This is a genomic window from Dokdonella sp., from assembly GCF_019634775.1.
In the GTDB taxonomy this organism is placed as follows: Bacteria; Pseudomonadota; Gammaproteobacteria; order Xanthomonadales; family Rhodanobacteraceae; genus Dokdonella.
Map to the genome: position 1 here is coordinate 446,876 of NZ_JAHCAS010000002.1, position 24,138 is coordinate 471,013.

17 protein-coding genes are annotated in these 24,138 nt (G+C 66.8%); 3 read left to right on the forward strand and 14 right to left on the reverse strand.

Annotated features, from left to right (window positions below; genetic code table 11):
- Positions 1-9 precede the first annotated feature (9 nt).
- The 11 genes from KF907_RS12845 to ykgO all read right to left on the reverse strand — a co-directional run bounded on the left by KF907_RS12845 (position 10) and on the right by ykgO (position 15,331).
- Entirely contained in the window at positions 10-696 is a 687-nt protein-coding gene (locus KF907_RS12845; protein WP_291220955.1) for an ABC-2 transporter permease, read from the reverse strand.
- Positions 693-1,577, reverse strand: a complete 885-nt coding sequence (locus tag KF907_RS12850; protein ID WP_291220957.1) for an ABC transporter ATP-binding protein — start codon at positions 1,575-1,577, stop codon at positions 693-695. Before KF907_RS12850 ends, KF907_RS12845 begins: the two co-directional genes overlap by 4 nt.
- On the reverse strand, positions 1,577-1,999 hold the full coding sequence (locus tag KF907_RS12855) for a GntR family transcriptional regulator (protein ID WP_291220959.1): 423 nt from the start codon (positions 1,997-1,999) through the stop codon (positions 1,577-1,579). Before KF907_RS12855 ends, KF907_RS12850 begins: the two co-directional genes overlap by 1 nt.
- 618 nt (positions 2,000-2,617) lie before the next feature.
- Complete coding sequence (locus tag KF907_RS12860) at positions 2,618-4,027, reverse strand: FAD-dependent oxidoreductase (protein WP_291220961.1); 1,410 nt, start codon at positions 4,025-4,027, stop codon at positions 2,618-2,620.
- On the reverse strand, positions 4,024-8,487 hold the full coding sequence (gltB, locus tag KF907_RS12865; RefSeq protein ID WP_291220962.1) for a glutamate synthase large subunit: 4,464 nt from the start codon (positions 8,485-8,487) through the stop codon (positions 4,024-4,026). The genes KF907_RS12860 and gltB overlap by 4 nt, the downstream gene beginning before the upstream one ends.
- A gap of 236 nt (positions 8,488-8,723) precedes the next feature.
- Positions 8,724-11,384: a DUF349 domain-containing protein gene (locus KF907_RS12870; RefSeq protein ID WP_291220963.1), complete on the reverse strand. Its 2,661-nt coding sequence runs from the start codon at positions 11,382-11,384 to the stop codon at positions 8,724-8,726.
- A gap of 25 nt (positions 11,385-11,409) precedes the next feature.
- Positions 11,410-12,636: a TraB/GumN family protein gene (locus tag KF907_RS12875; RefSeq protein ID WP_291220964.1), complete on the reverse strand. Its 1,227-nt coding sequence runs from the start codon at positions 12,634-12,636 to the stop codon at positions 11,410-11,412.
- An 8-nt stretch (positions 12,637-12,644) separates the two neighbouring features.
- Positions 12,645-13,532 (reverse strand): carbon-nitrogen hydrolase, encoded by an 888-nt coding sequence (locus KF907_RS12880; protein ID WP_291220966.1) that lies wholly within the window; start codon positions 13,530-13,532, stop codon positions 12,645-12,647.
- Between the two features lie 39 nt (positions 13,533-13,571).
- Complete coding sequence (locus KF907_RS12885; RefSeq protein WP_291220967.1) at positions 13,572-14,615, reverse strand: agmatine deiminase family protein; 1,044 nt, start codon at positions 14,613-14,615, stop codon at positions 13,572-13,574.
- A gap of 131 nt (positions 14,616-14,746) precedes the next feature.
- Positions 14,747-15,046: a hypothetical protein gene (locus KF907_RS12890; protein ID WP_291220968.1), complete on the reverse strand. Its 300-nt coding sequence runs from the start codon at positions 15,044-15,046 to the stop codon at positions 14,747-14,749.
- A 159-nt stretch (positions 15,047-15,205) separates the two neighbouring features.
- Positions 15,206-15,331 (reverse strand): type B 50S ribosomal protein L36, encoded by a 126-nt coding sequence (ykgO, locus tag KF907_RS12895; RefSeq protein WP_092410730.1) that lies wholly within the window; start codon positions 15,329-15,331, stop codon positions 15,206-15,208.
- 162 nt (positions 15,332-15,493) lie between these two features.
- Between ykgO and KF907_RS12900 the strand changes: the two genes are divergently transcribed.
- Positions 15,494-17,041: a protein adenylyltransferase SelO gene (locus tag KF907_RS12900; RefSeq protein WP_291220969.1), complete on the forward strand. Its 1,548-nt coding sequence runs from the start codon at positions 15,494-15,496 to the stop codon at positions 17,039-17,041.
- Positions 17,042-17,178: 137 nt separating this feature from the next.
- On the opposite strand, the gene KF907_RS12905 is transcribed toward KF907_RS12900, so the two are convergent.
- Positions 17,179-18,051 (reverse strand): DMT family transporter, encoded by an 873-nt coding sequence (locus tag KF907_RS12905; RefSeq protein WP_291221239.1) that lies wholly within the window; start codon positions 18,049-18,051, stop codon positions 17,179-17,181.
- Between the two features lie 442 nt (positions 18,052-18,493).
- On the opposite strand from KF907_RS12905, the gene kdsB reads away from it, so the two are divergent.
- Entirely contained in the window at positions 18,494-19,297 is an 804-nt protein-coding gene (gene kdsB / locus KF907_RS12910) for a 3-deoxy-manno-octulosonate cytidylyltransferase (RefSeq protein ID WP_291220970.1), read from the forward strand.
- A gap of 145 nt (positions 19,298-19,442) precedes the next feature.
- Here kdsB and KF907_RS12915 read toward each other — a convergent pair whose 3' ends face one another.
- Positions 19,443-20,075 (reverse strand): hypothetical protein, encoded by a 633-nt coding sequence (locus KF907_RS12915; protein WP_291220972.1) that lies wholly within the window; start codon positions 20,073-20,075, stop codon positions 19,443-19,445.
- A gap of 126 nt (positions 20,076-20,201) precedes the next feature.
- On the opposite strand from KF907_RS12915, the gene KF907_RS12920 reads away from it, so the two are divergent.
- A complete protein-coding gene (locus KF907_RS12920; RefSeq protein ID WP_291220973.1) occupies positions 20,202-23,774 on the forward strand; it encodes a methylmalonyl-CoA mutase family protein in 3,573 nt (1,190 codons plus the stop codon).
- Here KF907_RS12920 and KF907_RS12925 read toward each other — a convergent pair.
- Entirely contained in the window at positions 23,729-24,103 is a 375-nt protein-coding gene (locus tag KF907_RS12925) for a hypothetical protein (RefSeq protein WP_291220975.1), read from the reverse strand. The two genes, KF907_RS12920 and KF907_RS12925, sit on opposite strands and share 46 nt — an antisense overlap.
- Positions 24,104-24,138: the final 35 nt, after the last annotated feature.

Genomic DNA, 24,138 nt, shown 5'->3' on the forward strand with positions numbered 1-24,138 from the left:
CCGTCGTCCCTACAGGAATGAGGGCTTGCGCGCGTGCACCCAGCCTGCGGCAAGGATCGCCGTCACGATCACCGCCAGCTCGCCTGCGAGCACGCCGAGCACCGGTGTGCTCCAGACGATCTGGTCGGTCCGCAGGTGGCGGGCGATGGCGTCGAGCCGGCTTACCCACCAGATGAAGGGTCCGACCAGGGTCATCAGTGCGAGCATCGCGAAGACGTTCCAGCCTTCGGAATCAACGGCGATCGCCACGCACAGCGACACACAGAAGTTGGCCAGCAGAAACATCGCGACCAGCACCACCCAAGGTACGGCGCCGTCCGGGCGCGGAGTGGTCAGGATCAGGGCAAGCAGGCCGCCGACCACGAGCAGGAACGGCACGAGGTAGATGACGAGGTTGGCCAACAACTTGGCCCAGAACACGTCCATCGGCGTCACTGGCAGGCTCATCACGAAGGGCTGGGTCTGCAGCTTGCGTTCCGCCATCACCGACGACTGGATGGCGTAGGAGCCGACCACGATCAACAGCACCAGCAGGATCAATGCCCCGGCAGCAGACAGCAGCGGTGTACCCATCCCGACCAGGCCGAGCGCGAGCAGCAGGCCGGCGACGTAACCCGCCAGTTGCTTCTGGTAGACCTGCCAGTCCTTGACGATCAGCCGGCGGACCATCGTGATATCGGATGCGAGCCAGTTCATGCGTTGCCTTCCCCACGGACGGTGGTGACGAATATGTCTTCCAGCGACATCGGCTCGACCGACTCGACGCAGAGCCCGAGCGCCTGCAATGCCGGCACGGTGGATGCGTCGAATGCGCCGGTTTTCAGTTCGACCAGCGGCGCGCTGCCGCGTACCGAAACCAGGCCGGGCAGGCGACGGACTGCTTCCGTGCGTTCGCCACGGCAAAGGATCCGCCGCCAGCCGTCGAGGAAAGACTCCTTGTCGCGCGAAGCGAGCAGGCGCCCGTCATGCAGGAAGGTCACCGAATCGGCGACCTGTTCAATATCGGCAGTGTTGTGCGACGAGAACAGGATCGAACGCTCTTCGTCGCGCAGCACATCGGCCAGTGCATCGAGCACCTCACCGCGCGCCACCGGATCGAGCCCGGTGGTCGGTTCGTCGAGCAACAGCAGGCGCGGATGGCGGGCGAAGATCAGCAGCAGCAGGGCCTTGACCCGCTGCCCGTGCGAGAATCCGCCCAGCACCTGCTGCGGCCGCAAGTCGAAGCGCTTCAGCAGGACTTGCGCATAGGCCTCATCCCATCCGGGATAGATGCTGCGAATGAAATCCATGTGCCAGCGCAGGGGCTGCGCCCGATACAGGCGCATGTCGTCGGAGGCGTAGCCGATGTCGCGCTTGACTGCGACCTGTTCCTGCGGCAAGCGCAAGCCGAGCACCTCCACCGTACCGCCGTCGGCGCGAACCAGCCCCATCAAAACGCGCAGCAGGGTCGATTTGCCTGCGCCGTTGACGCCGACCAGTCCCATCACCTGGCCGACCGGAAGCGCGAGGTCGATGTCGTGCAATGCGAAGTCGTCATAGTGTTTGCGCACACCGCGCAGTGCGATGGCAGGGATCATCATGGCTTCCTTCGTTCGGGATTCGTGTGCGTTGGCGATGCATCGGTCAGGCGATCAAACGCCTGTCCAACCCGCTCGACCACCTGACGGCGGCCGAGCCCGAGTTTCCTGGCCGCATCCAGCAGCCCCTGCATCTGGGTCTGGAATTCGCCTTCGGCGAGTGCCTGTGTCGCGTCCAGCGCATCGGCCACGAACGAACCTTTGCCTTGGCGCGTCACGATCACCCCGGCTCGTTCCAGTTCCAGATAGGCTCGCTTGACCGTGATCACGCTGACCCGGCTGCCTGCCGCCAGTTCACGGATCGAGGGGAGGGGCGTGCCTGGTTTCCATGTCCCACTCATGACCTTGGCGACGACCTGCTCCACGATCTGCACGTACATCGGCGTGATCGAATGCGGGGAAAGCAGCAAGTCGGTGCCCATGCGGCCCTGCTATGACTGGATTGCGCCGCGTTGTCGTGCACCGTCAGCAGGGATCGCCAGTACCCGCCACGCCACCGATATGGCTTGGGATGCTCTGAGCGATCCCGCAATGGCGTCGTGACATCCGCAAGGTTCGCAGCGGGGCGGACGTCGTGTGGGCACATGCTGCTTACGGGTCGATGTTCGCAGGCACTGGTTGCGCAGCGCGCATGCGCTCATGCCTGCGAAGTCCGTCCATGCGCTGCCGGTGCTGCCGATGAGGTCAACCACGTCGGCAAGGCTGCAGACGGGTGCTTGCATGAGGCCTCCGCGGACGTCGGTATCTGTGTATAGTGAGTATACACGGGCATTTCCAGAGATCAAGCGGGTGTCCCGTCGGGGCAGGCGCGGTGGGTAGCCTGTTCGATAAAACCCTGGCGCAGCGAACGACCGCCGATGTGCCGTCGGATGCAGTTTCGACAAGTCGGCGTGGATCGGGCCAACCGGCGTTGTGCGACTGCGCGGGGCCGCGGCCAGCCTCGGCTTTCGCGTGGCCCGGTCGGGAGCAGGATCACGACAGCGTGCGATTTTCCCGCGCGTTGCAACGGGGTGGTCGCGTTGCGCCGGGTCGGTGATGGCTCAGGCGATCACGCCAAGCTGGCGAAGGATCGCCTTGGCGGCCTCGCGGCCGTCGAGGACGGCACGAACGACGAGGTCGGCACCGCGTACGGCGTCGCCGCCGGCGAAGACTTTCGGATTTGCAGTCTGGCCGGGCAGGCGTGTGCTGCCGCCGACTTCGACCCGGCCGCTGGCGTCGGTGCCGATGCCGTTGCTTCCGAACCAGTCCTCGGGGCTGGGCAGGAAGCCGAACGAGAGAATCACCACATCGGCGGGGATGACCTGGGTGCTGCCTTCGACGATCTCTGCGCGTGCACGCCCGTGTGGGTCGGCGACGAGGCGCGTTTCGCTGATCTCGACGCCGTCCACCGCGCCGTTGCCGGTGATCGACCGTGGTTGCGCCTGGAAGCGGAAAATCACGCCTTCATCCCGGGCGTTCTTCACTTCCTTGCGCGAGCCCGGCATGTTGGCCTCGTCGCGGCGGTAGACACAGGTGACGCGGGCGGCACCGAGGCGCACGGCGGTGCGCACGCAGTCCATCGCGGTGTCGCCGCCGCCGAGCACGACGACGCGCTTGCCGCTGAGGTCGGGCAGCACGTCGGCCGTGCCGGCGAGGCCGAGCAGGTGGCGCACATTCGCAATCAGGAAGGGCAGGGCGGCGTGCACGCCGGCAAGGTCCTGGCCGGGCAGGTGCGCGTCGACGAACCGGTAGGCGCCGGTGGCGACGAACACGGCGTCGTAGTCGGCGACGATCGCGTCGAAGGCGAGATCGCGGCCGATGTCGATACCGAGGCGGAAGCGCACGCCAAGTTCCTCGAGCACGGCGCGACGCGTGCGCACCACCGACTTCTCGAGCTTGAATGGTGGGATGCCGAAGGTCAGCAGGCCGCCGATCTCCTGCTGACGGTCGAACACGTCGACGGCCACGCCGGCGCGAACGAGGCGGTCGGCCGCGGCGAGGCCGGCCGGGCCGGCGCCGATGATGGCGACGCGCTTGTCGGTGGTCGATGGCGCAGGTGACGGACGCCAGCCGCGGCGCAGGGCTTCGTCGGTGATCGAGCGCTCGATCGCGCCGATGGTCACCGCACCGAAGCCGGCCTCGAGCGTGCAGTCGCCTTCGCAGAGGCGGTCCTGTGGACAGACGCGCCCACAGATCTCGGGCAGCGGATTGGTCTCGTGCATCAGCGTGGCGGCATCCTCGATGCGCCCGTCGCGCACAAGTTTCAGCCACTGCGGAATGCGGTTGCCGAGCGGACAGGCCCACGAGCAGTACGGGTTGCCGCAGTCGATGCAGCGCGAGGCCTGGTCGGCGGCATCGCCGTCGGCGAAGTCGGCGTGGATCTCGCCGAAGCCGACCACGCGGATCGGGATCGCGATTTCGCGCGGCAGCGCGCGCGGGAACTTGAGGAACGGAAAAGGCTTCTCGCTCATGCCGCGGCCTTCAACTCGTCGGCGAGCGCGGCGAGGCTGGCGGCCTTGGGCTTGACCAGCCAGACCTTGTGCAGCACCTCGCGGAAGTCGGCGAGCAGGCGCTGCGCCCATGCGCTGCCGGTCAGTTCGATGTGTTGGCGGATCAGCGCACGCAGATGCTGGGCGTGGTTCTCCATGCCTTCGAGCGAGATGCGGTTGATGTCGACGAGTTCATGGTTGTAGCGGTCGACGAAGTCGCGTTCCAGATCGAGCACGTAGGCAAAGCCACCGGTCATGCCGGCGCCGAAGTTGACGCCGCTGCGGCCGAGCACGGCGACGCTGCCGCCGGTCATGTACTCGCAGCCATGGTCGCCGACGCCCTCGACGACGGCGAGTGCGCCGGAATTGCGCACGGCGAAGCGTTCGCCGGCACGGCCGGCGGCGAACAGCTCGCCGCCGGTGGCGCCGTACAGGCAGGTGTTGCCGATGATGCTGGCTTCGTGGCTGGCGAAGCGCACGCCATCGACCGGGCGCACCACGATGCGACCGCCGGCCATCCCCTTGCCGACGCCGTCGTTGGCCTCGCCGCGCAGCACGAGGTGGACGCCGCCGGCATTCCATGCGCCGAAACTCTGTCCGGCCGAGCCGTCGAATTCGAGCGTGATCGGGTCGTCGCGCATGCCGGCATCGCCCCAGTGGCGCGCGACTTCTCCGGACAGGCGTGCGCCGATCGCGCGGTCGACATTGCCGATCGCGTAGTGGAAGCGTCCGCCGCTGCGCGTGGCGACTGCGCTGGCGGTGTCGTTGGCGATGGCCCATGCAAGCGGACTTGCGCCGGGCGCGAGCGGGCCCGGCGCGCAGGTGCCGCGCACCGTATCGGCCAGCGCGGCGGTGGCCAGCAGCGGGGCGAGATCGAGCCTGGCCTGTTTGGCGGTGATGCCGGGCAGCACGCGCAGCAGGTCGGTGCGGCCGACGATCTCACCCAGTGAACGCGCGCCAATCGAGGCGAGCAGGTTGCGCACGTCCTCGGCGATGAAACGGAAGAAGTGCTGCACCATCTCAGGTGCGCCGAGGAAATGCTTGCTGCGCAGGATCTCGTTCTGCGTGGCAATGCCGGTGGCGCAGGAATTGAGGTGGCAGATGCGCAGGTACTTGCAGCCGAGCGCGACCATCGGCCCGGTGCCGAAGCCGAACGAGTCGGCGCCGAGGATTGCTGCCTTGACCACGTCCAAACCGGTCTTGAGGCCGCCATCGGTCTGCACGATCACGCGCTCGCGCAAGCCGTTCATGACCAGGGTCTGGTGGGTTTCGGCAAGGCCGAGTTCCCACGGCGTGCCGGCGTAACGGATCGAAGTCAGCGGACTTGCGCCGGTGCCACCGTCATGGCCGGAGATCGTGACGAGGTTGGCGCCGGCCTTGACCACGCCGGCGGCGATCGTGCCGACGCCCGCGTGCGAGACGAGCTTGACCGACACCAGTGCGGACGGATTGACCTCACGCAGATCGTGGATCAGTTCGGTCAGGTCTTCGATGGAATAGATGTCGTGATGCGGCGGTGGCGAGATCAGGCCGATGCCGGGCTTGGCATGGCGCAGGCGCGCGATCAGGCCGTTCACCTTGTCTCCGGGCAGCTGGCCGCCTTCGCCCGGCTTGGCGCCCTGGGCGATCTTGATCTGCAACACTTCGGCATTGACGAGATAGGCCGGCGTGACGCCGAAGCGGCCCGAGGCGACCTGCTTGATCTTCGACATGCGCTCGGTGCCATAGCGCGCCGGATCCTCGCCGCCCTCGCCGGAGTTCGAGCGCGCGCCGAGACGGTTCATCGCGGTGGCCAGCGCCTCATGCGCTTCCGGCGAGAGTGCGCCGAGCGACATGCCGGCGGAATCGAACCGCTTGAGGACATGTTCGCTGGCCTCGACCTCGTCGAGCGCGGCCGGCGCGATGCCGTCGCGCAGAGCGAGCAGGTCGCGCAGCGCCGACGGTGGACGTGAGTTCACGGCATCGGCGTAGCGTCGATAGTGGGCCGGATCGCCGGTGCGCACGGCAGCTTGAAGATGGCCGACCACGGCCGGGTTGTACATGTGGTACTCGCCGTCGGGCACGGCCTTGAGCAGGCCACCGGCCGGCAGCGTGTAGTTCGGGTTGCGCGCCGCGGCAAGCTGGGCACGGTATTCGTTCTCGATGTCGGCGAAGCCGGCACCGCCGATGCGCGAGGGCGTGCCGGGGAAGCACAGGTCGACGATTTCTCGGTCGAGACCGACGATCTCGAACAGTTGCGCGCCGCGGTAGCCGGCAATGGTCGAGATGCCCATCTTCGACAGGATCTTGAGCAGGCCCTTGCGGATGCCGTGGCGATAGCTGCGGCCGATCTCGTGGATCGGCTCGTCGGCACGCCCGCGCAGTTCACCGTTGCGGTTCATGTCGAACAGGGTCTGGTACGACAGGAATGGATACACCGCGGTCGCACCGAAGCCGATCAGGCAGGCGAAATGGTGTGGATCGCGTGCGGTGCCGGTTTCCACCAGCAGGTTGCAGGCGCAGCGCAACTGCAGGCGTGTGAGGTGTGCATGCACGGCGCCGGTGGCGAGCAGGGCGTGGATTTGGGTGAGCCCCGGTAGCGGATAGCGATCCGACAGCAGGATCAGCACAGCGCCATCACGCACGGCCTGCTCGGCCTGGTGACAGACCTGCTCGAGCGCGGCCTTCAGGCCTATCGACTCGTTGTAGTAGAGGTCGATCCTGACGTGGTTGTCGACGATGTGCGGCAGGGCGAGGATCTGGCGCAGCTTGCGCTGCGAAAGGATCGGCGAACTGAGCAGCACCTGCTTCGCGTTCTCGGGCGTGAGGTCGAACAGGTTGCGCTCGAGGCCGATCTGGGTGACCAGCGACATCACCAGGCGCTCGCGCAGTGGATCGATTGGCGGATTGGTGACCTGGGCGAAGGCCTGGCGGAAGTAGTCGTAGAGCGGGCGCGACTGCTGCGAGAGTACGGCCACCGGCGTATCGTCGCCCATCGAGCCGGTCGCCTCGGCGCCGGTCTCGGCCAGGGTCTTCAGCACGACATCGCGTTCCTCGCGCGTCAGCGCGAACTGCTTCTGGAAGCGTGCCAGCACGTCGGGCGGGAACGGTTCGGCGGCGAGCGCGGGATCGATCAGATGCGATTCGAGGTGGATCACGCCCTCGCGCAGCCATTGCCGGTACGGCGCGCGCGCGGCGTTGATGCGGTCGATCGCCGCCGCGTCGAGCAGGCGGTTGGCGACCAGGTCGACCGCGATCATCTCGCCGGGGCCCAACCGACCCTTGGCGACGATGCGCGATTCGGGCACGTCCCACAACCCTGCTTCGGAAGCGACGATCAGGTGGCCGTCATCGCTGCGCGCCCAGCGTGCCGGGCGCAGGCCGTTGCGATCGAGCGCGCAGGCGGCGTAGCGGCCGTCGCACATGACCAGGCCGGCCGGGCCGTCCCAGGGTTCGGTGAGCAGTGCGTAGTACTGGTAGAAGGCCTCGAGGTCGGGATCGAGGTTTTCGTCGGCACTCCAGGCCGGCGGCACGAGGATGCGCATCGCTGCGATCAGCTCGATGCCGCCGCTGACGAGCAGCTCGAGCATGTTGTCGAGACTCTGCGAATCCGAACCGTGGGTTGTTACCGGATCGCCGAGGTCAGAGAGGTCGAGCAGCGCCGAACGCATGGTGTCGCGCCGTGCCAGCGCCCAGTTTCGGTTGGCCTTGATCGTGTTGATCTCGCCATTGTGGGCAAGCAGGCGGAACGGCTGGGCAAGCCGCCAGTTCGGCAGCGTATTGGTCGAGAAGCGCTGGTGGAACGTCACCGCGCGGCTGGCGAGGTCGCTGCGTTGCAGGTCGGGGAAAACTTCACGCAGACGACCCGGCGCGGCCATTGCCTTGTAACCGATCGTCGTTGCGGCAAGGCTGACCACGTAGAACGCGGCATCCTCTGCCAGCGCGATCTCGGCGCGCCGCCGTGCGCGGAACAGGGCGCGGTCGAACGCCGCCTCGTCGAGCGTGGCGGGTGCGTCGACGAATGCCTGCTCGATGCGCGGCCGGCTGGCCACGCCGAGCGGTCCGCAGGGTTCATCGACCAAGGGCACCAGGCGCCAGCCTGCACAGCTGAGGCCTTCCTCGCGCAGCAACGTTTCGAGCACCTTGCGCGCGTGAGCGGCGCGCGCGTCGTCGTGGTCGAGGAAGACGAGGCCGGCGGTGAAGCGCGGCGATGGCGTGATGCCGGCCTCGCGGGCGAGCGAGCGCAGCCATTCGTGTGGGCGATGGAGCAGGATGCCGCAACCATCACCGGTGAGGCCGTCACCGTTGACCCCGCCGCGGTGCGACATGCGGGCGAGCGCATTGAACGCCTGATCGACCAGCCAGGTACTGGCGCGACCATCAATACTGGCGATGACGCCGAAGCCGCAGCTGTCGTGCTCGAATGCAGGGTCGTAGAGGTTTGGTCCACGGCTCGGTGTCATGTTTGCGTTCCGCTCGAAGGTTGCGAGCGCAACGAATTACGCCGGCAATACGCCGCCAATCAATCACAAATGCTGCGGAGCGTCAAACCGTTTGGACGTCCGGCCGTCCATTCGGATGGTGGCATCCGAAACCATCGGATGCCGCGGTGGGCGAGCCGCGCACGCCGCGCTGCGGGCCTTGCGGATGTCGCCTTGATCTGCGCCCGCACAGGACGGTGACGCCGTTGTGGGATTGATCAGAGCATCTCTAGCGCATGCCGCAGCGCACGGACGAGGCGGGTGTCGAAATCGGCGTGTTGCGCGGGGAAGGCGCCGGTTTCGGTCCAGCGCATCAGCAGCGCTTCGAGTTGCTGCGCCGGGGCCTGTGCGCGTTCGCCGCGCAGGCGCGCGGAAAGCTGGCTGACCTGCAGGTCCATGCGCCGCTGGCGATCTTCGGCAGGCGAATCGACGCCGGCAAAGCGCTCGAGCTCGATCAGGGCATCACGATGTTCGGCCATATCGCTGGCCGTGGCGACGGCAGCGCCCGCCAGCGCATCGGCACGCGCCTGCATCGCCGCGGTGGCTATATCGAGCGCGGGCAGGGCGGCAAGCGCCTCCATCGTGGTCGCGGCATCGCGTTCACCGCGCTCGCCCGCGCGCAGCACCTCGTAGTGTGTGAGCCAGGCGTCGAAACGTGCGCGGCGCTCGCCGCGACGGCGTCGTTCGGCCGCATCGCGCAGCGCGGCATGGGCGGCTTCGTGACGCCGCCGCAGGGCCTGGTCGCCGATGCCCAGGGCCAGCCAGGCTGCATCGATGCGTGCAACCTCACCGCGCGGTGGCGGCTCGGGTGCCGCAGCCAGCGTTTCGAGTTCGGTACACAGGCGCGCTGCGGTCTCGCGAGTGGCTGTGTCTTGCGCCTCGCGTTGCGCGCGTTCGTCGTCAGCGCGGGCAAAGACGCGATCGATGGCGCCGCGGAATGCCTTCCACTGCGCCTCGTCACGCGAGCGACGGCCGTTGCCGGCAGCTTGCCAGCGCTTCTGCAGGTCGCGTGCAGCATTCATCGCACTGCGCACGTCGTCGAGTGCGGCGAGTGCCTCGGCGCGTTCGATCAAGGCGGCTTTGGCCGCTTGCACGCCTGCGTTGCTGGCGTCGATGCGGTTGTCTATGCGCGCGAGCGCGTCCTTGAGTTTCTGTGCGAGCGCCTTGCGCGAGCGTGGGTCTACGCGATCGAGGTTGCGCAGCGCATCGGCGGCCGCCCGGCGCAGCGGCAGCAGGGCACCGACCGGCGTGTCGTCGCCATCGGCCAAGCCAATGCGCGCAAGCAGATCGTCGACTTTCGCGGCGTGCGCCTTGCGCAGTTCGTCGCGCTTGTCGAAGTACGGCCGCACCGGTTCGATCGCCGCACGACAGAGCGCACGAAAGCGCCGGGCGAGGCCATCGACGACCTGCGCCGGGCGGCCTTCGAGTTCGTCCAGGCGGGTCCACTCGGCCTGCGCTTCCTTGACGCGCGTGGCGATGGCGTCGGGATGCATGCCGCTGGTGGACAGCGTGGCGATCTCGTCGCAGAGCTGCTGGCGGCGCTGGTTGTCGCCCCAGCGCTGCCATTGCTCGAGCTTGGCGTGCGCCGCTTCGGCATCGACGTAGCGCGATTGCAGGGCGGCCGGCAGGGCACCTTCGAGCGTGCGCCGCTGCTCGGCGAGTTCGTTCCACGCGCGGTGTGCGTCGGCGCTGTGGCCAGTTGCCAGCGCGGCTTCGACGGCGCCAAGGCATGCATCGAGCCTGGCCAGATCGGCCTCGCGGCGTTCGCGCTGGCGACGCTGCGCTTCGGCTGTTTCGCGGCGCCGGCGTTCGGCGGCTTCGGCGTCGACGTCCGGCGTGGTACTCGGCTTGCCCGGCGCGGGTTGCATGGCGAGCTGGTGCAGGCGCGTGGCAATCGCGTGCACACGGCGCGCATCGACGATCTGTGGCCCGTCGACGTCTTGTGCGGCGCCCTCGGCGAAGCGCATCGCCAGCATGTTGAAGCGTTGCTCGAGCGCGCTGAGGTCGGCGTGCGCCGAAGGCAGGGTGAGTGCGTGTTCGAGCGCGGCGACTTCGTTGGCGATGCGTTCACGCTCGCGCGCACGTTCGCGCAGTGCGGCGACGCGTACCGGGTCGCTGCTCAGTGCGTGCAGTTCGCGCGCGGCCTCGAAGCGCGTGCGCAGTTCGGCTTCGATCGGCTGTGCGATGGCCTGCCAAGCCTCGACGACCGGTGCGACTGCGCTGCTGTCACCGTTGCGCAGCGCCGCCTCGAGGCGCTCGCACAGGCGGCGCGCGTGTTCGCGCACCGTGGCGGCGTCGCCGCGCGCGAGGCGCAGGCGCTCGATGCGCTCGCCGGCTTCGCGGCTGATGCGCTTGTCGGTCTTGCGCGTACGCTCGACGATGCGCGCGAGTTGGGCCTCGTCGTCGATGCGTGAGAGCGCGGCCGTACGCACCTCGGCATCGGCGTCGGTGGTCGCGCGCTCGAAGATCAGGGCCGGACGCATCACGCGTGCGAGCGCGGCGAGGCGCAGGTCGGCTTCCGGGGCGCGCACCGCAATGTGTTCGATGAGCTTGGCATCGTCCTGGCCACGCAGCAGGCGCAGGCGTTCGGTGAGCGATGGCGATTGCGCGTGCGTGCCGGTCAGCAGGTCGGTCCACAGCGCGGCCGCGGCCTTGCGCACGCCTTCATCGCGGTCGTCGCTGGCCAGGCTCTGGGCCAGCGCAGGTTCGGCCAGGCGCTTGAGTGCGGCGAGGCGGACGCCGGCATCGGGATCGTCCTTCGCCAGTTGCGGCAGGGCCGCGCGCAGTTCGACGTCGTCGTCGCGGGCGACGGCATCGCGACGGACGTCGGCGTCCTTCGATTGCCAGCGGGGCTTGGAAAAGAGTCGGCCAAGATTCATGCAGGGTCGTCGTTGAAATGGGGAATCAGAGCACGCGGCGCAGGATGCTCAGGCCGGCAATCCACAGGCCGACGCCCATGCCGATATTGGTCAGCAGGAACACCAGCAAGGTGCGCGAGATGCGGTTGCGCCACCAGCCGCGCCATTCGGTCACATCGTCGCGCAGGCTGTCGAAGTCGGCCACGCGCGGGCGGTGCAGCCAGGCTTCGGTGGCTGCACTGGCTGCACCGGAAGGCACGCCGGGGCGGAATGGCTTCAATGGCGCGACGATGAAGGCGACCACTGCACTGAGCGGATGGCCGCCGGCGAGCAGTGCGCCGACTGCGGCGCCGAGGCCGGTGCAGAGGATCCACAGCCAAAGCGCATCGGTACCGATCTGCACACCGCGGGTGAACAGGATGGCGATGCCGGCGGCGATCAAGGCGAAGATGGCGAAGGCGATGATGCGACCCCAGGGCTTGCGCGGCGGCAATTCGACGAGATTCTTCTGCAGGGGTGCCGGATCGTCCTGTTGCGTGGCGAGCGCCTCCTCGATGCCGGCGAGGTGGCCGGCACCGATGACCACGAGCACCTTCCGCACCGATGCCGCGGCATTGCCGGCTTCCTCGCGCAGGCGCGCGGTCATGTAGCGATCGCGCTCGGCGATCATGGCCTCGTACAGCGGCGGCGATTCCTTGGCGAACTCGTTGAACATGCTGCCGAGCACGTCGCCCTGCTTGAGTTTCTCGATCTCGTCCTCTTCGACTTCGTCGCGCGAGAGCAGGTTGCCGGCAAGGCCGGCGATGACGGTCATGCGCTCGAAGAAGCCGATGCGGCGGATCGCTCGGCGCAGGGTCACGCTGACTTCTCGGTCGATCAGCCAGACCGGCAGGTCCCGCGTCTCCGCCCCATCGATCGCGGCCTTCATCTCGGCGCCCGGCTCGATGCCGAACTGTTCGGCGAGGCGACGCTGGAAGGCCGACAGGGCGAGACTGGTGGCGACCAGGCCGACCTTGCGTTGGCGAATCACCTGGAACAGGTCGAGGTTGCGGAAGGCTTCGGGGTCGCGCATGGTTTTGTAGCGCGGTTCGCAGAGCTCGATCGCGACGGCGTCGAAGGGTTCCCTGGCGAGTATCGCGTGTACGGCTTCGGCGCTGGCCCGCGAGACATGCGCGGTACCAAGCAGCACGTACTCGATGCCATCGCGCACGACGCGCGAGATCGGTTGTTCGGCGAGCAGGTCGCTGCCGGGAGTGGTTTCGGTGTCCTGCATGGCCGTGCTCAATCGCGGAAGCGCCTGACGAGATCGCCATAGGCGTCGATGCGCCGATCGCGCAGGAATGGCCAGATGCGGCGCACCGATTCGCTGCGGGCCATGTCGATGTCGACGAGCAGCAGTTCGCGGCGGTCGGTCGAGGCCTGGGCGAGGAACTCGCCCTGCGGGCCGGCGACGAAGCTCGAACCCCAGAAAGCTATGCCGCGCCCGCCGTCCGGAGCTGCCTCGAAACCGATTCGGTTGCAGGCCAGCACGGGCAGGCCATTGGCGACCGCATGGCCGCGCTGCACGGTAATCCAGGCTTCGCGCTGGCGATCCTTCTCGGCCTGTTCGTCCTGCGGATCCCAGCCGATTGCGGTTGGATAGAGCAGCAGGTCGGCGCCGGCCAGGGCCATCAGGCGCGCAGCTTCGGGATACCACTGATCCCAGCACACCAGCAGACCGAGCCTGCCGACCGAAGTCTGGATCGGTTCGAAGCCGAGGTCGCCCGGCGTGAAATAGAACTTCTCATAGAACGCCGGATCGTCCGGGATGTGCATCTTGCGATACTTGCCGGCCAGCGTACGCGAACGGTCGAATACAACCGCGGTGTTGTGGTAGAGGCCGGCCGCACGACGTTCGAACAGCGAGGCGACGACCACCAGTTCCAGTTCTTCGGCGAGTGCACCGAGGCGTTCGGTCGATGGGCCGGGAATCGCTTCGGCGCGATCGAATTCGTCGACGCTCTCGTGCTGGCAGAAATACGGCCCGTTGTGCAGTTCCTGCAGCAGCACGAGCGCGGCACCGGCTGCTGCGGCTTCGCGCAGGCCGGCCTCGATCGCGTCGAGGTTGGCATCGCGGCTGCCGCGGTCGGATTCCTGCAGCAGCGCGACTCGGAGGGTGCGTTGGGTCATGGCCGTGCCCGACGGAAAACGCGATGGTAGCGCGCCACCTCAGTTGGCAGCGAGCACGCCCGCAGGCAACTGCATGGTCACGCAGTGCAGGCTGCCGTTCTGCCAGATCAGCGGTCGGCACGGGATGGGTTCGACGACGCGGCCCGGGTGGGCGAGGCCGATCAGGCGGGCGGCTTCGGCGTCGGCAGCGTCGCCGTAGGCCGGCACGAGCACGGCGCGATCGGTGATCAGGTAGTTCGCGTACGAGGCGGCGAGGCGGCGGCCATCGTCGACGATCGGTCGTGGCCAGGGCAGGGCGATCGTGCGATATGCACGGCCGTCGGCGGTGCGCAGCGCCGCGATCTCGTGAGCCATGCGAGCGAGCTCGGCATGATGGCTGTCGGCGACGTCGTCGCAGGCCTGATGGACGATCGTGTCACTCGGGGCGAAGCGCGCCAGGGTGTCGATGTGGGCGTCGGTGTCATCACCTTCGAGGTGGCCGCTGTCGAGCCAGAGCACGCGCGTGGCGCCGAGGGTGTCGGCGAACACCGCATCGATGTCTGCGCGCGTCCTCGCGGGATGGCGCAGGTGCAGGCACTTCCAAGTGCTGAGGATCGTGCCGGTACCGTCCGATTCGATCGCGCCGCCCTCGAGGGCGAAGTCGATCCGGCGATGGCGTGCGCCGGCGACGAACAGGCCACGCTCGACCAAGCCTTCGACCAGGGCATCGTCGCGCGAGGCTTCGAACTTGCCGCCCCAGCCGGTGAAGCGGAAGTCGTTAAGCACGCAACCACCGGGGCCGACGAGGCTGATCGGTCCGGTGTCGCGCAACCAGGTGTCGTCATAAGCGATCTCGATGAAGCGCACGCGGCCGAGGTCGACGCCGGCGGCCACGAGCTTCGTGCGGGCCTGCTCGCGCAGGCCTGCATCGGCCACGCAGACCAAGACCCGGCCATGGCGCGCGAGCGCACCGACCAGGGCGACATAGGTCGATTCGACTGCATCGAGGCGTTCGGCCCAGTCGGTCCCCGCATGCGGCCAGGCGACCAGTACGGCCGATTGTGGTTCCCATTCGGCCGGGAGGCGGAAGGCGGGGGTGTTCATCGCAAATACAAGGGCAGGGTTGAACGCAAAGACGCCGCAGGAGCCCCCTCAGGGGCGATGCTCCTCGGCACGATGGCCCCGAAAAAGCATCGCCCCTGAAGGAGCTCCTACAGGGGATCGAACAAGGGGGCTCAGGCCCCGTCGCGCACGCTGTGGATCACGCGGTCGCGCTCGAAGTACACGGTGAAGCCGTTGTAGCGCCAGCGGTTGATCGGGGGCTGGCGCGGTGCGCCGCCGCCGACGGTCGGCAGCTTGTCGAGCGGGGCGCCATAGCGGCGTTCGACTTGCCCCATGCTGAGGCCGCGCACCGGTACGTCGCGGGCGCTGACGACGGTCTTGCCGAGCGTCACTTCATCCGCACAGGCCTCGCCTGTCACCACGAAGGCCGCGGCGGCGAAGGCCGCGCCGACAAGAATGGACTTGAAATTCATCGCCGAACCTCCTGATCTGGATGGAAACTGCCTGCGAACCAGCGCGTTGTAACAGATGCCGGGGCGCAGTTCCATGACACAGCGGTCCTTTCCGCTTGCGGAAACAAGAAAGGCCGCACAGGGCGGCCTTTCAGGGGATGCTGCGGCAGTGGTCCGCGATCAGCGCTGACGCGCCTTGAAACGCGGGTTGCTCTTGCAGATCACGAAAACCTTGCCGCGGCGGCGCACGATCTTGCAATCGCGGTGACGGCTCTTGGCAGACTTGAGCGAGGAAAGCACTTTCATGGGAGGCCTCGGGGCAATGCGGAGCGACAAAGCGCGGCAGTATATCCGAAGCCTTTTCCTTTGCAAAGCAGGGACTTCGTCCGTCCGGGCCGGCTTCGGCACTGGCGGGCGGTGCGGGGTGCCTGCATATGTGGGTTTCGCTCCCGTCGAGGTCCCGTCCCGGTGAAATTCGACAACAGCTTCCTTGCCGAACTGCCGGCTGATGCCGAAACCGGCCCGCGCCTGCGCGACGTCCATGCCGCCTGGTCCTCGGTCACGCCGACGCCGGTCGCCGCGCCGCGCTTGATCGCCCATGCGCGCGAGGTGGCGGCGCTGCTCGGTCTCGACGAGGCCGAGGTCGCCGATCCACGTTTCGCTGCCGTGTTTGCCGGCAACGCCCTGTATCCGGGCATGCAGACCTATGCAACGGCCTATGGCGGGCACCAGTTCGGCCATTGGGCCGGCCAGCTCGGCGATGGCCGCGTGATCGGGCTGGGCGAGGCGATTGGCGGTGATGGTCGGCGCTGGGAGCTGCAACTGAAGGGTGCCGGGCCGACCCCGTTCTCGCGCCGCGCCGATGGCCGCGCCGTGCTGCGCTCGTCGATCCGCGAGTTCCTGTGCAGCGAGGCCATGCACCACCTTGGTGTGCCGACCACGCGCGCCCTCTGCCTCGTCGGCACCGGCGAAATGGTCGAGCGCGACATGTTCTACGATGGCCACCCGCGCGACGAACCCGGCGCGGTCGTCTGCCGTGTCGCACCCAGCTTCATCCGCTTCGGCCATTTCGAGTTGCCGACCGCGCGCGGCGACATCGATCTGTTGCGTGCCTTCGCCGACTTCACGATTCGCCACCATTACCCGCATATCGGCGGCGAAGGCGAGACGCGCCTCGGTGATTGGTTCGGCGAAATCTGCGAACGCACCGCGCGCATGGTCGCGGCATGGATGCGTGTCGGTTTCGTGCACGGCGTGATGAACACCGACAACCTGTCGATCCTCGGCCTGACCCTCGACTACGGTCCCTATGGCTGGATCGACGACTACGATCCCGAGTGGACGCCTAACACGACCGACCGTCACCACGGCCGCTACCGTTTCGGCCAGCAGCCGCGCATAGCGCACTGGAACCTCGCCTGTCTCGCCCATGCGCTGTCGCCGCTGTTTGCTGTTGCCGAGCCATTGCAGGCCGGTCTCGTGCGTTATGCCGAAAGCTATGCGGCCTGCGAGCGCGCCGATATCGCCGCCAAGCTCGGTCTTGCGCAGCTGCGCGACGACGATGGCCCCCTGGTCGCCGACCTGCATGCCTGGCTGCGCACCGCCGAGGTCGACATGACGCTGTTCTTCCGCAACCTCGCCGACCTCGATCCGGCACGGCCGGATCCGCAACTGTTCGAGGCCGCGTTCTACGACGAGTCACGCCGTGCTGCCCATGCCGCCACGTTCGACGACTGGCTGGCGCGCTACGCCGCGCGGCTGGGTGACGATCCGCAAGCGCCGGACGCACGCCGCGCGGCGATGCGCCAGGTCAATCCACGCTACGTGCTGCGCAACTATCTCGCCCAGCAGGCCATCGATCGCGCCGAACAGGGCGACGAGTCGATGATCCATGAACTGCTCGATCTGCTGCGCCGTCCATACGACGACCAGCCGGAGCGCGACCACTATGCCGCCCGTCGCCCCGACTGGGCGCGCACACGCGCGGGGTGCTCGATGCTGTCGTGCAGTTCGTAGGAGCGCACCCTGTGCACGATCCGCACACCGTTGCCCAATTCTTTGTAGGGTTGTACAGACAGGGCATCACGGCTAAAGCCGTTTCCTACAGTCGTTTCCTGCATCTGTTTCGCATGTCGTTTCCTGCGGGTGTGTCGCTACGCCTGCGGCTCGCCTTTGGCGATGACCGGGTCGTTGTGCTGTGCGCGCGCGAGACGTGCCTCACGGCGCGCGATGTAGAGGCTGGAGGAGATGACGATCACCGCGCCGATCACGGTGTAGCGATCGACCGTTTCGTCGAACAGCAGCCAGGCCAGCACAGCCACGACCAGCAACTGCAGGTAGCTCAGCGGTGCCAGCGCCGAGGCATCGGCGAGCTTGAGTGCACGCGTCCAGCAGTAATGGCCGCCGGTGCCAAGTGCGCCCGAGAGCACGAGCCAGGGCCACGCCTCGAGCGTCGGCCACTGCCAGACCGCGAGTGCGCCGGGAAGGGTCATCGGCACCCACAGCAGGGTGGTCAGCAGCACGATGCGGTCGGGTGGCTCGCTGCGGGAAAGGAATTTGATGCTGATCGTGACCAGGCCGCTCATCGCCGCCGCGGCCAGGGCGACCAGGCTGGCCGAGCTGAAATCGGCCGTGGCCGGTCGCATGATGACCAGCACGCCGATGAAGCCGGCGACCACCGCGCTCCAGCGACGCAGGCGCACGATCTCGCCTAGCACGAGCACGGCACCGATGGTCACGAACATCGGTGTCGAGTAGGACAGTGCCACGGCCTGTGCCAGCGGCAGATGCACCAACGCCCAGAAGCCGCACAGCATCGATACCGTACCGACCAGACAGCGAGCAACATAGAAGCCGAGCCGCTGCGTGCGCAGGATCTGCCAGCCGTGCACGCGGAGCAATGGCAGGGCGAACAACGCGCCGAACGTGCAGCGGAAAAACGCGATCTCGAAGGCGTGCAGCGTGTGCGAGGCATAACGGATCGCGACGGCCATCAGGCCGAACAGGGTCGCGCTGGCGACCATCATCAGCGCAGCGCGCGGGGGCAGCCCGGCGATGGGAGGCGCGGGCACGGGGGCGAGGGTGTTCAAGGCAAGGGCATCGCGGCAGTGGCGCGCATGATATCGCGCCAGGGATGCCCTGATCGGTCGCGCACCGGACGGTGACGTCGATGTGGGATCGATCGGAGCACCTCTGGCCCAGCCGGGGGCGTCGGGCGCGGGCGTCTGGCCGGTCTGTTGCACCGCCCGCGTCTGCGAGGGGAGGTGTTCCGGTCGCCCCGGCCGCGGCTGAAGTCACTCCCGCACGGTGGTGGTCCGGGACGCGGTCGGCATAGCGAGGGTCGCCGTCGGATTTCGATGCTCAGCGCATCACAAATGAAAAAAATGATCGGTTTTGTCGGGGGACGACATTTTCCGAAATCTACGGCATGCATAGAATGGCGGTTCGCAGCGCCAGGACCCTTGTGCAATGGAAACCGCCCTCCAGAATCCCAGCCTCCGTTTCATGGTTGCCATCCCGGCCCGGCACGGGTCGTCGCGCCTTCCCGGCAAGCCACTGCTGCCCCTGGCCGGAGAACCGATGATCGTGCACGTCGTGCGACGCGCCCGTGAAGCCGGGGCGCGCGAGGTCGTCGTCGCCACGGATGATCCACGCATCGCCAACACGCTGATGGATCTCGAAGTCGATGTGGAGATGACCCGCCTCGACCATACCTCCGGCAGCGATCGCCTGGCCGAGGTCATCGAGCTGCGCGGCTGGCCCGACGACACGATCATCGTCAACCTGCAGGGTGATGAGCCGCTGGCGCCGGCCAGCGGCATCCGCCGCGTCGCCTACGCGCTGGCCACCAACAAGGCGCCGATGGCGACTCTCGCCACGCCGATCATATCCGCCGAAGAACTGTTCGATCCGAACTGCGTGAAGGTCGTGCGCAACCAGCACGGCGACGCGCTGTATTTCAGCCGCGCGCCGATGCCATGGCCACGCGATGCCTTCGCCACCGACCGCAACCAGTTGCCGGACGGTGTCCCGTTCCTGCGTCATATCGGCATCTATGCCTACCGCGCGAGCTTCCTGCGCACACTGACCAAGCTGCCACACAGCCTGCTCGAAAAGACCGAGATGCTCGAACAGCTGCGCGTGCTCGAGCACGGTCATTCGATCCATGTTGCGCTCGCTCCGGAACCCTTCCCGGGCGGCGTCGACACGATCCAGGACCTGATCCGCGTCGATCGCGCGATGGCGCCGAAGAGCGGACGCAAGAGGAAGTAGGCTACCCCGCTCGGACGCGGGCTCGACACCGGGGCTCAGGATGCGCTGAATCTACCTTTCAAGGCTGAGGCCGCACGCAATCAGGGCCCTGTGGGAGCGGCCTCGGCCGCGAGGGGGTGATCAGACCTTCCCTCACGCGCCGGGATCAGTCGCGCTTCGATGAATCGGAGGCTTTCCCGCGTTTCGACGCGGTGACGTTCCCGTCTCCCTTCTCGGCGGATGGATCGGTTCGGTTGGTTTCGTCGAGGGACGCGAGCGTGACCTCATCGGCCCATCCGGTACCACCGTCGAGCAGCAGGAAACCGACCTCGATATCGGAGGTGCGCATTGGCACCTTGCCGCGCAGTTTCACCCGTTGCCAGCCGCTGGTGCCTGTGAGCGGCGCGGTCCGCTCCTGCCACAGCACGTCGCCGTGGTCGAGGAAGCTCATCACCAGCACCCAGCCCTGTTGGCCGACATCCTCGGTCCTGATCGAAGCGCTCGCCTCGACCGTCTGGCCGATATATGCATTGCCCGGCACGCGCTGCGCGATCATGCCGTAGACCTGTTCGGCGGTCCGCTTCATGCGGATGCTGCGATTGCCCTTGGTCGCACGCTCGTCATCGATCTTCAGCTCGTAGGCGGGTGTGCCCGAGTGCTGGGTGAACATCCAGCCTGGAACACGCCCACGGGCATTGACCTCTGCCTCGAAGTCCGCGTTCTCGAGTCTGATTTCGGCGGCGCTGGCACTCGCGCCGGCCAGGATTGCGGCGGCGAACATCGACCATGGTCTCGGCATGCGTTGTCCTTCGATCTGGAGGTGACGGGGCGACCTTAAGGGCTGGCCGGCACCGAGGCAACCTCGACTCGGCGCATGGGGTTGGCCGGCGCTACAATCGGCGTTCGATCGAATCGGAACACCGCCATGAGCACACCGGTCCCGCTTCCTGTCGCCGACCACCTGGCTGACGCCACTCCGCTGCGTTTCGTCACGGCGGCCAGTCTGTTCGACGGCCACGATGCGGCCATCAACATCATGCGTCGTCTGATCCAGTCGCAGGGCGCCGAGATCATCCACCTCGGTCACAACCGTTCGGTCGAAGACGTCGTGCGCGCGGCCCTGCAGGAAGACGCTGACGCCATCGCCCTGTCGAGCTATCAGGGCGGCCACGTCGAGTACTTCAAGTACATGGTCGACATGCTCAAGGAACGCGGCGCCGCCCACATCCGCGTATTCGGTGGTGGCGGCGGCACCATCACGCCGGAGGAAATCCGCGAACTCGAAGCCTATGGCGTCGAGCGCATCTATCACCCCAATGACGGCATGAAGATGGGGCTGGTGGAGATGATCGAGGATGTGGTGCGCCGCGCGGCAGCGAAGCGGGCATTGCGGTCGGGGACCGGCGATATGGTTGTCCGGGCTCCTGACATCGATGACGAGATCGGCATCGGCCGCGTGCTCAGCGCGATCGAGAATGGCGAGTTCTCGGACTCCGAGCTGACGTTGATGCGCAAGGGTTGGAATGCCGGTCCTGGCGAATCGCGCCGACCGGTTACCCCGGTCGTCGGCATCACCGGTACCGGCGGTGCCGGCAAGTCGAGCGTGGTCGACGAGTTGCTGCTGCGCTTCCTGCACGCATTCCCGCAGATGCGCATCGCCGTGCTCGCGGTCGATCCGACCCGGCGGCGTTCCGGCGGCGCGTTGCTCGGCGACCGTATCCGCATGAACTCGCTGCGCTCGCATCGCGTGTTCATGCGCTCGATGGCGACGCGTCGCCAACATGCCGCGACCAATGCGATGCTCAAGGATTGCATCGCGTTCTTGAAAGGCCGTGGCTTCGATCTCGTCATCGTCGAGACCGCCGGTATAGGCCAGAGCGATTCGGAGATCGTCGACCTCGTCGACTTCCCGATGTACGTGATGACCAGCGACTACGGCGCGGCCAGTCAGCTCGAGAAGATCGACATGCTCGACTTCGCCGAACTCGTCGTACTGAACAAGTTCGACAAGCGCGGCGCCGAGGATGCCCTGCGCGATGTGCGCAAGCAGTGGAAGCGCAACCGGGTGGCGTTCCAGCTCAAGGACGATGACGTGCCCGTCTATCCGACCATCGCCAGCCAGTTCAATGACCCGGGCGTGAGCTGGATGTTCGTGAACCTGTGCCGCCTGTTGCGCGACAAGCCCGGGTTCGCCAGCGGCGAATCGGCAGCGGGCGAGGTTTCGCGTTGCGATTTCGCCCCGCGACTCGACACCTCGCTCAAGGAGCCTCGTGCCACCGTGCTGATACCCGGCAGTCGCGTGCGCTATCTTGCCGAGATCGCCGAGCAGGGCAGGGCGATCAATGCGCGTATCGGATCACAGGCTGAAATCGCCGATTGCGCGCAGGCCTACTGGCAATCGCTGCGCGACCTCGAAGATCCCGCGCTGCCAAAGGCGCTTGACCTCTACGCGGCGGATGCCCTGTCTTCCGCGGAGACGGAGCGAACACTCGTTGCCCTTCGCCAACGTTACAACGACGCTATCCAGTCACTCGACTCCGAAGCCCTCAAGCTGCTGCGTGAGTGGCCGGCGCGCCTCAAGTCGATCACCGACGATGTCACCGAGTACGAGGTGCGCGGCAAGGCGATCCGTGTCGACAATTATCGCGAATCGCTCTCGCACCAGAAGATCCCGAAGATCGCCGCGCCCACCTGCAAGAGTTGGGGCGAACTGCTGGTGTTCCTGCAGAAAGAGAACCTGCCCGGAAGCTACCCCTACACCGGCGGTGTCTACCCGTACCGCCGCACCGGCGAAGACCCCATCCGCATGTTCGCCGGCGAGGGGACGCCGGAGCGAACCAACCGCCGCTTCCATTACCTGAGCCAGGGCCTGCCGGCCGCGCGTCTGTCGACCGCGTTCGATTCGGTCACCCTGTACGGCGAGGATCCGGCGCCGCGTCCGGACATCTACGGCAAGATCGGCAACTCCGGCGTCAACATCCCGACGCTCGACGACATGAAGAAGCTGTACTCCGGCTTCGACCTGTGCGCGCCGACCACCTCGGTTTCGATGACGATCAACGGCCCCGCTCCGATCATCCTTGCGATGTTCATGAACACCGCGATCGATCAGCAGGTGGAGAAGTACCTGAAGGCGGATGGCAAGCGTTGGGTCGAAGCCGAGTCGAAGATCGCGAAGTTGTTCGAAGGGCGCCAGCGCCCGCGCTATCACGGTGATCTCCCGGCCGGCAACGACGGTCTCGGCCTCGGCCTGCTCGGCGTATCCGGCGACCAGGTCGTCGATGCCACCACCTATGCGCGCATCAGGGCCGAAACCCTGGCCAGCGTGCGCGGGACCGTGCAGGCCGACATTCTCAAGGAGGATCAGGCGCAGAACACCTGCATCTTCAGCACCGAGTTCGCCCTGCGCATGATGGGTGATATCCAGCAGTTCTTCGTCGAACAGAAGGTGCGCAACTTCTATTCGGTGTCGATCTCCGGTTATCACATCGCCGAAGCCGGCGCGAACCCGATCAGCCAGCTCGCCTTCACCTTGTCCAATGGCCTCACGATCGTCGAGTACTACCTCGCGCGTGGCATGAAGATCGACGACTTCGCGCCGAACCTGTCGTTCTTCTTCTCCAACGGCATGGATCCGGAATACACCGTCATCGGCCGCGTCGCCCGGCGCATCTGGGCGCGCGCGATGCGCGAGCGCTACGGCGCCAACGAGCGCAGCCAGATGATGAAGTACCACATCCAGACCAGCGGTCGATCCCTGCACGCGCAGGAAATCCAGTTCAACGACATCCGCACCACGTTGCAGGCGCTGTACGCGCTGTTCGACAACTGCAACTCCCTGCACACCAACGCCTACGACGAGGCCATCACCACGCCGACCGAGGAAAGCGTGCGCCGCGCCGTCGCCATCCAGATGATCATCAACAAGGAGATGGGGCTCAATTTCATCGAGAACCCGTGGCAGGGCAGCTTCGCCGTCGACTACCTCACCGACCTCGTGGAAGAGGCCGTCTACAGGGAGTTCGAGGCCATCAGCGAACGCGGCGGCGTGCTCGGCGCGATGGACACCATGTACCAGCGCGGCAAGATCCAGGAAGAAAGCCTGTACTACGAGCACAAGAAACACGACGGCAGCCTGCCGCTGATCGGCGTCAATACCTTCCTGCCCAAGGAGCACGGTGGTGAAGTCGTCACCGAGATCGAACTGATCCGTTCGACAGAGGAAGAGAAAGGCCAGCAGATCGCCAACGTCGATGCCTGGCAGAAGAACCGCAACCGTCTTGCCCCGCTCGGCGAAACCTCACGCGAACACGGCACCGACGTCGACGAAGCCGATACCAGTCCGCACGATGGTCATGGACTACGCTACCTGCAGGACACCGCGCGCGACCGCAAGAACGTCTTTGCCGCGCTGATGGAAGCGGTCAAGACGCACAGCCTGGGGCAGATCAGTCATGCGTTGTATGACGTCGGCGGCGAGTACCGGCGCAACATGTAGCGGGAAGGCGGGCCATGGCTGCGGCCCGTTTGGAGGACATCATCGCGGCGCTGGAACAGGCGCAGGTCCGCTACGTGGTCGCTGGCGGTTTCGCCGTCAATCTGCACGGCTTTCACGAAGGACATGGATCTGCTCGTCGACCTGGAGACCGGCAACGCCGCGCAGTCCATGCAGGTGTTGAGCGCGCTTGGCATGAAGTCGCGCGCTCCGGTCGCGAGCGAGGATTTCGCCGACGAAGCGAAGCGCGACGACTGGTTCCGCAACCGCAACCTGCACGAGTTCCAGTTGTGGAACCCGGTCGATCCGACATGCACTGTCGACGTGTTCATCCGGGCCTTTGAAGTTTCGTGTGGAAGACTTTCTG

Coding starts and splice junctions, on each gene's coding strand:
- KF907_RS12845 (WP_291220955.1), bottom strand. CDS start 696: ATGAACTGGCTCGCATCCGATATCACGATGGTCCGCCGGCTGATCGTC.
- KF907_RS12850 (WP_291220957.1), bottom strand. CDS start 1,577: ATGATCCCTGCCATCGCACTGCGCGGTGTGCGCAAACACTATGACGAC.
- KF907_RS12855 (WP_291220959.1), bottom strand. CDS start 1,999: ATGGGCACCGACTTGCTGCTTTCCCCGCATTCGATCACGCCGATGTAC.
- KF907_RS12860 (WP_291220961.1), bottom strand. CDS start 4,027: ATGAGCGAGAAGCCTTTTCCGTTCCTCAAGTTCCCGCGCGCGCTGCCG.
- gltB (WP_291220962.1), bottom strand. CDS start 8,487: ATGACACCGAGCCGTGGACCAAACCTCTACGACCCTGCATTCGAGCAC.
- KF907_RS12870 (WP_291220963.1), bottom strand. CDS start 11,384: ATGAATCTTGGCCGACTCTTTTCCAAGCCCCGCTGGCAATCGAAGGAC.
- KF907_RS12875 (WP_291220964.1), bottom strand. CDS start 12,636: ATGCAGGACACCGAAACCACTCCCGGCAGCGACCTGCTCGCCGAACAA.
- KF907_RS12880 (WP_291220966.1), bottom strand. CDS start 13,532: ATGACCCAACGCACCCTCCGAGTCGCGCTGCTGCAGGAATCCGACCGC.
- KF907_RS12885 (WP_291220967.1), bottom strand. CDS start 14,615: ATGAACACCCCCGCCTTCCGCCTCCCGGCCGAATGGGAACCACAATCG.
- KF907_RS12890 (WP_291220968.1), bottom strand. CDS start 15,046: ATGAATTTCAAGTCCATTCTTGTCGGCGCGGCCTTCGCCGCCGCGGCC.
- ykgO (WP_092410730.1), bottom strand. CDS start 15,331: ATGAAAGTGCTTTCCTCGCTCAAGTCTGCCAAGAGCCGTCACCGCGAT.
- KF907_RS12905 (WP_291221239.1), bottom strand. CDS start 18,051: ATGATGGTCGCCAGCGCGACCCTGTTCGGCCTGATGGCCGTCGCGATC.
- kdsB (WP_291220970.1), top strand. CDS start 18,494: ATGGAAACCGCCCTCCAGAATCCCAGCCTCCGTTTCATGGTTGCCATC.
- KF907_RS12915 (WP_291220972.1), bottom strand. CDS start 20,075: ATGCCGAGACCATGGTCGATGTTCGCCGCCGCAATCCTGGCCGGCGCG.
- KF907_RS12920 (WP_291220973.1), top strand. CDS start 20,202: ATGAGCACACCGGTCCCGCTTCCTGTCGCCGACCACCTGGCTGACGCC.
- KF907_RS12925 (WP_291220975.1), bottom strand. CDS start 24,103: ATGAACACGTCGACAGTGCATGTCGGATCGACCGGGTTCCACAACTGG.